10 protein-coding genes are annotated in these 12,165 nt (G+C 37.9%); 3 read left to right on the top strand and 7 right to left on the bottom strand.

From position 1 onward, the window contains the following. Positions 1-21: 21 nt before the first annotated feature. From ABVT42_RS11860 to ABVT42_RS11830, 7 genes are all read right to left on the bottom strand, one after another. Positions 22-309 carry an acyl carrier protein gene (locus tag ABVT42_RS11860; RefSeq protein WP_353895981.1) on the bottom strand — a complete coding sequence of 96 codons (288 nt, stop codon included), beginning with the start codon at positions 307-309 and terminating at the stop codon, positions 22-24. Beyond that, on the bottom strand, positions 303-1,037 hold the full coding sequence (locus ABVT42_RS11855) for an SDR family NAD(P)-dependent oxidoreductase (protein ID WP_353895982.1): 735 nt from the start codon (positions 1,035-1,037) through the stop codon (positions 303-305). The genes ABVT42_RS11860 and ABVT42_RS11855 overlap by 7 nt, the downstream gene beginning before the upstream one ends. A gap of 48 nt (positions 1,038-1,085) precedes the next feature. Continuing rightward, positions 1,086-2,459, bottom strand: a complete 1,374-nt coding sequence (locus ABVT42_RS11850) for a long-chain fatty acid--CoA ligase (protein ID WP_353895983.1) — start codon at positions 2,457-2,459, stop codon at positions 1,086-1,088. A gap of 56 nt (positions 2,460-2,515) precedes the next feature. Next, positions 2,516-2,755 (bottom strand): acyl carrier protein, encoded by a 240-nt coding sequence (locus ABVT42_RS11845; protein WP_353895984.1) that lies wholly within the window; start codon positions 2,753-2,755, stop codon positions 2,516-2,518. 68 nt (positions 2,756-2,823) lie between these two features. Then, entirely contained in the window at positions 2,824-3,777 is a 954-nt protein-coding gene (locus ABVT42_RS11840; protein WP_353895985.1) for a hypothetical protein, read from the bottom strand. Positions 3,778-4,681: 904 nt separating this feature from the next. After that, a complete protein-coding gene (locus tag ABVT42_RS11835) occupies positions 4,682-5,248 on the bottom strand; it encodes a hypothetical protein (protein ID WP_353895986.1) in 567 nt (188 codons plus the stop codon). Positions 5,249-5,393: 145 nt separating this feature from the next. Then, positions 5,394-6,224, bottom strand: a complete 831-nt coding sequence (locus ABVT42_RS11830; RefSeq protein ID WP_353895987.1) for a ferritin-like domain-containing protein — start codon at positions 6,222-6,224, stop codon at positions 5,394-5,396. A gap of 1,360 nt (positions 6,225-7,584) precedes the next feature. Here ABVT42_RS11830 and ABVT42_RS11825 point away from each other — a divergent pair. The 3 genes from ABVT42_RS11825 to ABVT42_RS11815 are packed head-to-tail and all read left to right on the top strand — an operon-like array spanning position 7,585 to position 12,077. Beyond that, on the top strand, positions 7,585-8,838 hold the full coding sequence (locus ABVT42_RS11825; RefSeq protein WP_353895988.1) for an HlyD family secretion protein: 1,254 nt from the start codon (positions 7,585-7,587) through the stop codon (positions 8,836-8,838). A gap of 51 nt (positions 8,839-8,889) precedes the next feature. Then, positions 8,890-9,651, top strand: coding sequence for an ABC transporter ATP-binding protein (locus ABVT42_RS11820; protein WP_353895989.1), 762 nt, complete (start codon positions 8,890-8,892; stop codon positions 9,649-9,651). After that, a complete protein-coding gene (locus tag ABVT42_RS11815; protein WP_353895990.1) occupies positions 9,648-12,077 on the top strand; it encodes an ADOP family duplicated permease in 2,430 nt (809 codons plus the stop codon). The genes ABVT42_RS11820 and ABVT42_RS11815 overlap by 4 nt, the downstream gene beginning before the upstream one ends. Positions 12,078-12,165: the final 88 nt, after the last annotated feature.

Genomic DNA, 12,165 nt, shown 5'->3' with positions numbered 1-12,165 from the left:
TTATACCATTTTCGCTTTAGATTAACTGGCCGAAGCAGCCGGTTGATTCGCCTTTGTATCTTTTATCCGATTAAAAATATGCTCTGCCAATAATTCGAAGTTTGGATATTCAAACAAAACAGTTGAAGACAAATCGCCATATAATTGGCATAACTGTTTATGAAACTCAGCATGAATCAACGAAGTTAAACCTAATGAAAAAAATGATTCATCGTCGGTAATAGTTTCCGTAGACAAATTCATACAATGCCCAAAAACCTGTTTAATTGAATCTTTAATTACATCTTGGCTATTCGAAGTCGCTAGCATGTTAAACCACCATCAACCACAATGACTTGTCCGGTAACAAACGAAGATTTTTCAGAAATTAAAAACTCAGCCACATTTGCAATATCATCAGCAACTCCGAAACGAGCTAGCGGAGTACGACGAATAATTTGTTGTTTTTTAGATTCGGCCATATTTACTGTCATATCGGTTTCAATATAACCAGGTAGCAATGCATTAACTCGAATATTGCGCGCACCTAATTCACGGGCTAGACTTTTAGTAAACCCAACAACACCTGCTTTGGTAGCGCTATAAACAGAAGTCCCCTTGATGCCACGATGACCAATGACACTGCTCATATTAATAATGGAGGCATTACCGGTTTGCAGCATCAATCGAGTGACCGCTCGTGTTAATATCATTAATGATTCAAGATTTACTGAAATAACTTTATGCATTTCATCATCGGATGTTGTCGCTAATAGTCGATCCAGATTAATGCCAGCGTTGTTAATCAAACCGACAACTTTTTCATCTTGCTTTCCTATGGCATCAACAAACTGCTTTACACCTTGATGATCAGTTGTATCGAGCGCCCGCCAGGAATACTGACCATCAGCACCATACTCAGCCTGCAACTTTTCAGTTTGAGCACTGGCTTTACGGCTGAAAGTTCTTACACAGTAGCCCGCAGCTAATAATTGCTGGCTCATTCTCAAGCCAAGACCCGAACTTCCACCACTGATAATAACAGTCTGTTTACTCATTATTTGTTCACTCTTAATTCGAAAATTCTGTTTACTTGCTATTAAGCATTAAGCACTTTTATCTGTTTCTTTTTGTTTAATATTCTTTCTAATCTTTTTGAAACGACCAGAAACCAACTCACCGTCAGCAATAGCAACCTCTCGAGGTATTTTGAATGCGTCCAGTTTATTCTGACAGTGCTCTCTAACTCGTCTTGCCAAATCTGAAATCAGCTCGTCGTCTTCTAGCTCAAATACCGCGCTGACTATTTGTCCAGTAATTGGGTTTTTCTTACCTTGAACAACAACATTTTTTACCCCGCGCATATCCAACAAGACACTCTCAACCTCAGATGGATAGACTTTTTCGCCACCAACATTGATGATCTCACTGTCTCGTCCCAATATTTTTGTATAACCATCCTCAACAATTACTTTATCACCAGTGTTATACCAACCATCTTCATCAAATGGTGAAGGTGCATTTAAATAACCAAGCATTGCCATATCAGACTTGACATATAAAATATCATCTTTAATTTTGATCTGAATATCGCCTTCTTTGATTGACATAAAGGTCGATGTATTTGACTTTGAACGCGTTGGAAAAATACCTAATTCCGTTAACCCGTAAGTTTGTTTCAACATTACATCGGGAAAGAATTTAGACATCGAGTTGAGTGTTGACTCAGGCATGGGTTCTGTTCCATAGGTAATCACTCGAATACTGGAGAGGTCATATTTTTCCCACGCACGAGACATAATCAACATATTTAGAAACGAAGGTGTGGTTGGTAAAACTTGAATTTTCTCACGTTCAATTAGTCGACAAATCGATTCAGGAGAACGGTCTTCAACTGAAAACATGCAACCGCCATTCATCAGAATTGACAACATGGTCGAGACACCGCCAATGTGATCGAATTTAAGAAAAACCATCGCATTAATTGGTTTACGCTTATCAGATTTGAAGTATCGACCAATTAATTTGTCAAATTGATGAACTGCAGCTTTACTATTTCCGGTACTTCCAGAAGTAAATAAAATTAATCCTGCCTTTTGTTCCTTACGTAGCGACTGTAAATAATCATGATCACTGTAGAAACCGGTTTCGGAATATTCAACACCACTGTGAATACCCGAACGAAAAGCAAATTGGACACCTGCAACTTGATGACGCTTCTCGATATCTTCCTGAAGCTCATCATCAATAGGGACAATAATATTTTTGTTTTCTAATAAAGCGAGGAGTAATGCCGTAACATCCAGTGAGAACTGTCCAATCACCGAGACAACATCCCCAGATTTGATACCAAGCTCGGGTAATTTTTTAAGCCACTTGGAAACGTCATGATGAGCTTGTTGATAGCTATAGCGTTCACCACGATGAACGATAAAGCATTTATCACCAAATTCAGCCATTCTTTCTAAGATAGTATTCATATTATTTATACCTTTTGAGTGGTTCACCCTCGACATCAACAACGCAACATTGCAGACTAGGCGTAAAGTTTTACCATCTCTTCAACGGTATTTACTTGATCCAAAGTTGCCCCATTGGCAAACGGATCAACACCAAGCTCTTTTTCCAACATAGCAACTAACTGTGCGATATCCAAGGAAGCGAAACCTAAATCGTTGAGTAAATTAGTCGAGGGTTGCACCTCAATTTTTTGATATCCAAGTTGCTCTTGAATAGCAACGATAGCATTTTTAACAACTTCAAAAGCATTACTCATAATTTTTCCAGTTTTATCATCTAGTAATTTAATGGGGCGTCTATAAACAATTATTCACGGATTTATTGTTATCGAATGAACAACCGTTTAATATCTTGCATTAGCATTTGATCTTTCATTTCACAGACAATTACCTTTTCAGCACGTGATATTGCCAGTAATTCCCCGGCATCATACATTTCTGTTTGAAAAACGATTCGGCAAAGATAATTAAAGCGAGGATTTTCCGGCCAAAGAGATTTTTGTAGCGGCTCAACAAAACATTTAGAGAAAAGTGACAACTCACTGCCTGCAAATGCATTGGCATAATAAAAAGTTTTTCGTTCCAGCAAACAAACGCAGTCTAACACCTCTTCCGAAATTCGATGCTGAGTAAAATAACGTAATAACTCACGCTCCCCCATTGCCATAATATCCGGCATCTTTGCAAACACCAGAGGATGCCCGGGATCGGTGTCTCGCCCAGACTCAAGACGATATTTAAACACCGGCGCAACGATGTTCATTGCGCTCGCATCGGCAAATTCTTTTGTCCTAATTTGCGCGGCGTCTCTGATTGACTCAGGAGGCATAGCCAGCTTTTCCATTTCGGAAATGGTTTTGGCATCAGGTACAGAGACCTGTTTTTTATGACTACGATAAATAGCTGGATCGAGTATAAACAAGCTATTGGCATTCATTGTTATTGGAAACTTTTCAGTATCAAGTGCAGACTGTGCTTGGTATTTTGACTCAAGAATCGTATCGCCGTAGCGCTTACAATCAACCTGCAGTTCCATTCGATCCCATAACTGATAACGGTTTAAAGTTTTTTGGATTGGCACCTGCAAATGCGTCATAAAATAGGCAGGATATAAAATATTACCTTTACCATCTTTAATTTGGCTCGGATTATTTTTTACATCCTTTGTTAAAAACTGGCTATGATAGTTTCCGAACAAAATCATCATTGCGAACTCATCAAGCACTCCTAACCGAACTTGACTCATTCCCAGTTCAACACTAACTTTAAACTCTTCCACAAACAACCCTTAATACCAATTCAAAACTTTAAAAATCTTGAAATTCAAAATTATTTCTTTAAAGGAATAATTTTTAAATGTTAAGCGGATACTACAGATCCAAATTAACTCAAGCAATACTTTTTTATCTTTCCATCAAAAAAACCAAGAGAGGTTATTTTCAAAATGTTAATCAGTTCAATCTTTAACTAAACAGAACCTAACTCAAACTTCAAAATTGATTTTTAAACAAAACCTGTTTTAGCTTTTTAGTTTTCAATCAAACAATTTATTCATAAAACCAAACTGAAAATTGATTCTCCCATAAATTTATTTCACTTATATTTAGCCTTAAAAAATATACCTTTCAATCACATTAAAAATCAAAAAAAACAACATTCAATTTTTATTAAAAACCAATACCAACTAGTCTCGTTATTTTTTTACTAGAAAAGCAAAAAGAAAAAAACACCACCCCTCAACAAAAACACTATAAAAATAGAAGAAAACAAGAAAACAAAAAAAGAAAATCAGCGAAGGTTTTCATTAAAAACCAATACCAACCAGTCTTGTTAATGGCGATAGGTTTTGAAACATTTAAAAACACAAGATAATTAGAAAACGAGAAAACAAGACTATTACGAACTAAAATTAACAAAGTCAAAAAAAGAAAAACATAAATTAGACAAACCAAATAGAACAATTGCCAGCGCTCAAAAATAAAATCTTAGCGCGAGCAATTTGATTTCCAGGAAATTAAGTTCAAGTAAGGGATATTAAATAACGCAGAACACCACTAATAGCACAACATCTATCCGCATGAGAAACTCTTATTACTTATTTAAAGACACGACATATCAAAAAACACCAACTACCTAATTTTCTAAATGAAATTCATTTATCCAAAAGCCTGTTCACCAGACACTCACCCATCGGAATTTTCAGCGAGTTTTTTGAAATTAGATATCTGTTTATGCATCATAAAAGTATCCCCTGGAGGTAACAGCGCTTTCATCATAGGCCCCCAAAAAAATCCCTTTGGATAAGCCAGGCGTAATTTAACAATCAGACGACAACGATTATCATCAACGGGAAATAGACAATAACTGACAACAATATCACCAAAGACTTTCATCCACCAGTCTAATTCAAATCGACTGCGAATAGTGACATGTTGATTATGTTGAAAACTAACCAGTTTAAATCCGGTCATAAAGACTTGACCTACTTCAAGCTGAGTAAGTGACTCAGTTAAGTATTGAGGACTTTGTTTACCGAAATTATCCAGCCAATCATAACTATAAGGTGCAATACGCATTTGGCATAACCAGGGAAATACCTTATCTACACTGGTCGATATATCGATTCCTCTAAAATAAACAGTTTGCGGTGGAGATTGAACAAGATCACATGGATACTCGCGTTGTAATTCTGACGGAGTCACTCCCCATTCGTAAAATCGATGCCAGCTTTTTTTTAAATACTGAAACAATTGGTCACCTTAAGCTCGTAATGCATATCAAACCATCTAGCCAGACAAGTTGAGTTTACCCGCCCGGCTAGAATCAATTAATCGTGGTTGAATACTTTATTCACCCTTTATATTATTCACCCTTTTTATTATTCACTCTTTTCTATTATGCACTTTGCAAGCGCAAATTACCTGCATATTCCTGTTCAACTTTTTCGATACTCTTAGCAATATGCTTTGGCGGTTTTGGCGGTTCGGTTAATTGTGGCTTGAAGAATTTATAAACTTTTAGCAATTGGTTTAGGATCAAGAACCAAGTTGAAAAGTTCGCGCCTTTACCCTTCTTACCAAGGTAATCAACATAGTTGGGCATTAATGATAATGCGTACTTTTGATAGGCCACGACACCTTCTTCCAAACATTGCTCAGCAAACGCAAGGCAGTTATGACGCTTGCCTAAACGCAACACAGCTTCACGCGTATAGGCCTGATGGAATTTTTCATCACGAATGACAACATCGAGTAACTCTGAAATTTCCGGATCGATTTCTCGGTGTAAATCGGACATCAATTGAAAACGTCCAATCGCCAGGTTTTCTAATGCATGTATTCCAGCAAACATGGTAATCAACTCTGATTGATGAATTGGCTTATCTTTTGACAACTTGTCAACCGTTGCAAGCCAGCCACGATTACAAAAGGCAGCAACCGTGTTAGCCCATTGTGGAATATCTTCGGGTCGATAGGCATTTCGTTTTTTAAGTAAGGTTAACCACATATCTGCATGACGATTTTCATCATCTTGATGTTTATCAAATAATGGCTCTATCCATTCATCATTTAGTTTACCTCGACAGGTATCCAAATCTGGTACTTCACCACCCGACTCCAGTTGTTGATAAAGATTATGGTACCAGACTCGACTTTCTGGACAAGCAACAACTTGTGTATAGTAATGCTCAACGGCTTTTTTTAAAAACTTCTCAACGAGCTTCATGATTGTTAATTCCTTTGTTGGATTCATTCGACGTATTATTAACGAACAAGTTCAATTACAAGTTAATTAATTTGAATTCTTGGCGTCAATGTTCAATTTTTTTTGATGCGTTTCGACATTGAATTTTCAAAACTACATTATCAGACAAAAACTATCACAAAAAGCCAAGCAGAAAAATCAAAGACTATGATATTTTTTAACTTCATCACCGAATTGAAACATAAAAAGAAATCCATTAGCAACCTTACACCCCATGTTCAAGTTAAAATACAAATTGAAAAAATATTGTTTAGAATTTACTGATACAAGCCAGTTTGTTTTTAACAAAAAAAAATCACTTCAAAAAACACCTAAAACTCCCTTCGTAACGAAAGGAAAAATCAAGAGAAGGCAATCAAAGAACGGTTTTTCGATCAAAATGGTTGCCAAACCACCAGTATAAAAGTAAGTCATTTAGATTATTCCATTTATCTAACCAGCCTCAAACGGAGTTATATTAGTGCTAATTTTCTCTATTCTTATAATTCAAATTCTTTTCGGTTGAATAAAACATAAAATAGCAATGAGCAAAAATTTACACACCTCTAATCGAAAAACATTGATCGAAAAACATTGATCGAAAATCATTGATCGAAAATCATTGTTCAAAAATCATTAAGACAAATATCGTTCCCCCACCATGTTGTATCGAATATTTTTATAAGCACTTAGACCGGACTCTTTTGCGGATTATTTAATTGTCACTCGAATCAATCTAGATCGAATCTTTTTTAATAATTTTATCCTAATCGTTTTTATTCTAATCGTTTTCATCCTAATCGTTTTTACTCTAATCGTTTTTACTCTAATCGTTTTTATTCTAATCGTTTTTATTCTAATCGTTTTTATTCTAATCGTTTTTATTCTAATGAATTTAAGTCGAATTGTTTTCATTCAAACCCTTTTGATCTTGATTATTTGTCATCGATTAAACAAACTCAATGTGTGAGTATCAAACATTGGTTTAAAGTTAGCAGTTATCCAACAATTCAATTCAGGCAAGATTTTTTGCTGACTCTATAAACTCGGCAGAATGTAGCGATGCGATTTCATTTTTGCTTAGCAAAAGAGTATGGGAACATCCTATATTCAGGAAAATCCCATATTCAGGAACATCCCATATTCAGGAACATCCCATATTCAGGAAAATCCCAAATTCGGGAACGTCATCTTAATCAACCTCATCCCGGTATTGGGAAATTTAACTCTTTAGAAGAATTCTAACTATATTTTTCAATAAGTTACATATCTGGCATACATTCTGCTTATTAACAGCATCTGGTTATTGGCTAGCCTCTTCATGTTTTTTTTGGGAAAGAGAATGGATATTGTTATAAAGAAAGATAAAAAAGTGTTTAAACAAAAGCAGTATGTGATTTTATTACTCATCGCTATTCCTGTTCTTTTTGCGATACGTTATTTATGGTACTTGAATCAGGCGGACTTTAGCGTTGAGAGAGAGACACTAGTGTTCGGTGAAGTGCAGCGAGGTAACTACACCGTTTCGGTTCGTGGCAGCGGCGTTTTGGTGCCAGATAATGTTCAATGGCTTTCGGCAGATGTTGATGCAACAGTAGTACGCATTGCCTTAAAAGCGGGCAATCTGGTGAGAAAAGGCGATTTAATCGTTGAGTTGGCAAATCCACAGTTAGAACAGCAATACGCCGAAGCCAAGTGGGACCTTGAAGCAATGCGGGAAGAATTTAAAGCAGCTCAGGTTGCCCAAGAAACTGAATTACTCACACAACAATCAACCGTCTTAAATACTAAGCTGGATTACGAAAAAAGTGTGCATGAATATAAAGCGCGTAAAGAGTTAATTAAAACTGGTGCCGTATCTAAACTCGACTTTCAAAAAGCACGAGTAGAAATGGATCAATCCGAACAACGTTGGCACTCCAGTGAAAAAGAACTAGCTAAGATGCAAGAAAATCTTGCTGCACAAAATAAAGCAAGAAAAGCACGCTTAAGCCAAATTGAAAAACGCGCGGAGCGCATTGCTCAACAAGTCGAGAATTTACAAGTTAAAGCAACAATGGATAGTACCGTATTAGAAGTACCACTAGAAGCAGGACAAAGAATTTTGATGGGGTCGAATTTGGCAAAGCTCGCCCGACAGGATTCATTAATTGCTGAGTTACAAATTCCAGAACTTCAAATCAGAGACGTTGCCATTGGGCAACGAGTGGTTGTAGATACTCGCAACAGTAAAATAGAAGGAAAAGTTTCGCGAGTCGATCCGGCGGTTATTAATGGCAACGTTCAGGTTGATGTAGTCTTCACTCAACAATTACCCAGTGATGCACGTCCCGACCTTAGCATTGATGGAGAAATTAAAATAACTGAGATTGACAATACATTATTTGTAGAGCGGCCTTTATTTGCCCAAAGCCAAAGCAAAGCGGCTTTCTACAAATTAACTGAAGGTGGCAATTTCGCAGAGAGAATAGAGGTTGAAGTCGGCTATGGTTCAGTAAACCAGATTCAAATCATTGCCGGACTGGAAGTTGGGGATAAAATTGTCACCTCAGATCCAACTCGTTTTGAAACCTATAACAAATTTCGAATTAACTAAATATGCCAAATCATTTAGCAGATAAAATAAACACTGAGCGGAGAGAGCACTATGAGTGAAACATTAATAAAACTGGAAAATTTAAAAAAAATTTTTTATACCGAAGAAGTTGAAACTCATGCACTAAGTGATATTTCATTCACCATAAAAAAAGGTGAATATGTTTCAATTTCTGGACCATCAGGTTGTGGTAAATCGACGCTTCTTTCTTTGCTTGGTTTGCTTGATACCTCATCAGAAGGTAAATATATGCTTGCGGGTCACGATGTATCAGATATTTCCAAGCGTGAACGCGCACGCATTCGCAATCAGGAAATTGGATTTATTTTTCAATCTTTTAACCTAATCAGTGATCTCGACGTTGAGGAAAATGTAGAACTACCACTAACTTACCGCAACAACTTAACGAAGAGTGAACGCAAAAAAATGGTTCAAGATGCGCTTGAAAAAGTCGACATGGCTCATCGCGCAAAACATTTTCCCAGTCAGCTTTCAGGTGGTCAACAACAACGAGTAGCGGTAGCCAGAGCCATTGCGGGAAACCCTTCTATCTTACTCGCGGATGAGCCAACTGGTAACCTCGATTCAAAAAATGCCGAAGCAGTAATGAAGTTACTCGACAAATTACATGCAGAGGGTGCAACCATTTGCATGGTAACCCATGATCCTCGTTCAGCTTTAAGTGCTGAAAGAAATATTGAAATACTCGATGGCAGAGTAGTTGCCGACAAATCCGTTTCTGCCGAAGCAGAAAGTGTTACTTCTGTATTCACAGGCGCAACTCAACAACCCAAACAGGAGTCGATCGCATGATATTTTTGGGCGATTTAAAGTACGCCTTGCGTTTGTTGTTTAAGCGCCCAGGGTTTAGCATATTAACCATTTTGGTCATGGCAGCGGGTATGGGAATTACCTTGTATTTATTCTCGATGATGAATCCATTGGTATTTAAAGCATTACCTTTTAAAGATGGCGACACGCTGGTTCAAATCAGTGGCTCCAAAAAGGAAAGAAAAGCACGTTTGTCAATAAACCTGCATGACTATCAAGAGATTAGAACTCAGGTAAAAGGATTGACTGAATTTAGCGCCTACACCAATAAAAATGTAAATGTCGCTGCACGAGACGGAGCCAGACGCTATAACGCGGTCGCGGCCGAACCAAATTTGTTTAAACTGACTCGAACCCAACCGGTTCTTGGGAGAGAATTTACCCAATCAGAGAATCAGCAAGGTGCAGAGCGAGTGGTCGTAATTGGCTACGACATGTGGCAGAATCAATATGGAGGCAATCCAAATGTCATTGACCAACTGCTATCGATTAATGGAGAGAACTATCGAATTATTGGGGTAATGCCACAGAATTATTTTTTCCCTAATAATGCCGATATGTGGCTACCTTTACGCGAAGATACCCGCCAAACCGCTCGTGAAAATGCCACCAGCATTTATGGTTTAGCCCATTTAAATAGTGAAAAATCATTGGCAGAAGTTAACCAGCAACTTAAAGTAATCATGCAGCGCCTTGAACAGCGTTACCCTAAAACCAATACTGATTTAGGTGCATATAGCGCATCACTACCAATGACCGTTGTTGGTGACGGAATTGTGATCGTTTACTCAATGCACATTATCGCTATTTTAATTTTATTTTTAGCCTCAATTAACGTAGGCAATCTGTTGTTGTCACGCGCCGTTGAGCGTGGCAAAGAAACTGCCATTCGTGTTGCATTAGGCGCGCCCCGCTCTCGCCTTATCAGCCAGATGCTTTGGGAAAGTATTATTATTTGTACATTTGGCGGTATTTTAGGATTATTGGCTGCGGCTTGGGGACTTGAAGTCACCGATAAAATACTAGCAACATTCTGGTTTGATAAACCCAATTTCTGGTGGAAGCTAGGGATTGATGGTTACTCCATGAAGATATTTTTTCTTTTTGTTATTTCAACTATTTTATTAACTGGATTATTACCGGCCTGGAAAAATTCGGGCGGTAACTTTAATGCCGTACTACGCGATGGCACTCGTGGTGCACTCAGTAAAAAAAGTGGCCGTTTAAATCGCATCTTGGTCATTAGCGAAATTTTTATTTCAATGACCGTATTAATTGCAGCCGGCGTTATTATGGTAGCAACTTATCTGGAAACTCATGCGGAATATGGTGCTAAAATTGACAATACTTTAACTGGTAGAATTTTGTTAACCGAAAGTCGGTATGATACACCAGAAAAACAGATTCAATTTATTCAAGCACTGCAATCAAACCTGGAAAGAGAAAACAGTATCGGTAACATTATGATTTCTTCTGCTTTGCCGGGAATGCGCAGTGAGTCTCAAAACATTGCTATTGAAGGTAAAGAATACGATCAAGCAAACAACCGTTTTCCTGAAGCCAATACGATTGTCATCACACCAGGTTCATTAGAGAGTCTTGGCGTTGCACTAAAATCAGGTCGTTACTTTAACTCAAGTGATAATGTTCTGGATAAGCGTACCATTATAGTAACCGATAGTTTTGTGAAAACTCACTTTAATAATCAAGATGCTATCGGCAAACGTATTCGCGTAGTTGATGAGGAAACCAATCAAATAAACTGGCTGACAATTGTGGGTGTTGTTGCCCACACCAGTCAAGGACTTCCTAATGAACATGCGGGTAAACGCCCTTCTATATTCAGACCTTACGCTCAATCGCCGCGCAGTCAGGTCACAGTGGCAATTCAAATGAAGTCGAGTGTGGTTGCAACCACCCAGACATTACGTCAGGTTTTGCAATCAATTGACCCCGAGCTTCCGGCGTTCAGAATTGAAACTTACGCCAGCTATATAGAGAGAAACAGTGCTGCGACTCAACTCATGAGTAGTATCTTCTTAATTTTTGGTATTGCCGCAGCTATTCTTGCTGCTAGTGGTATTTATGGTGTCATGTCTAACACAATTACTCAACGAACTCAGGAAATAGGAGTCAAACGTGCTCTTGGTGCCTGGGAAGAGAAAATTGTACAAGAGTTTTTAATGAAAGGATTCAAACAGTTGCTCTGGGGAAGCATTCCCGGGTTACTGGCAGGTTGCGCAATGGGGTTTGTCATGTCTAAAGCCTTGGGTACAGGTAGCATGGCATTAATTATCATTGCTATCATTATTTTAATGTTGATAGCCTGTGCGGTTTTACTGGCAACTTACATACCCACTAAGAACGCATTAAAAATGGAACCAAGTGACGCACTTCACTACGAATAATTGTGCCAATATAATAATGAACAACTCGTTGGCTTGTTCCTGCAAATAGGATTCAAGCCAACCTTATCTGACTAACACATCATATTCA

The organism is Aliikangiella maris (genome assembly GCF_040719265.1).
In the GTDB taxonomy this organism is placed as follows: Bacteria; Pseudomonadota; Gammaproteobacteria; order Enterobacterales; family Kangiellaceae; genus Aliikangiella; species Aliikangiella maris.
Note: the sequence above shows the minus strand (reverse complement) of the source record. Positions and strands in the feature narration are given on the sequence as shown.

What these genes read in the sequence shown, in the direction of transcription:
- ABVT42_RS11860 (WP_353895981.1), bottom strand. Translation starts at nt 309, where the DNA reads ATGCTAGCGACTTCGAATAGCCAAGATGTAATTAAAGATTCAATTAAA.
- ABVT42_RS11855 (WP_353895982.1), bottom strand. Translation starts at nt 1,037, where the DNA reads ATGAGTAAACAGACTGTTATTATCAGTGGTGGAAGTTCGGGTCTTGGC.
- ABVT42_RS11850 (WP_353895983.1), bottom strand. Translation starts at nt 2,459, where the DNA reads ATGAATACTATCTTAGAAAGAATGGCTGAATTTGGTGATAAATGCTTT.
- ABVT42_RS11845 (WP_353895984.1), bottom strand. Translation starts at nt 2,755, where the DNA reads ATGAGTAATGCTTTTGAAGTTGTTAAAAATGCTATCGTTGCTATTCAA.
- ABVT42_RS11830 (WP_353895987.1), bottom strand. Translation starts at nt 6,224, where the DNA reads ATGAAGCTCGTTGAGAAGTTTTTAAAAAAAGCCGTTGAGCATTACTAT.
- ABVT42_RS11825 (WP_353895988.1), top strand. Translation starts at nt 7,585, where the DNA reads ATGGATATTGTTATAAAGAAAGATAAAAAAGTGTTTAAACAAAAGCAG.
- ABVT42_RS11820 (WP_353895989.1), top strand. Translation starts at nt 8,890, where the DNA reads ATGAGTGAAACATTAATAAAACTGGAAAATTTAAAAAAAATTTTTTAT.
- ABVT42_RS11815 (WP_353895990.1), top strand. Translation starts at nt 9,648, where the DNA reads ATGATATTTTTGGGCGATTTAAAGTACGCCTTGCGTTTGTTGTTTAAG.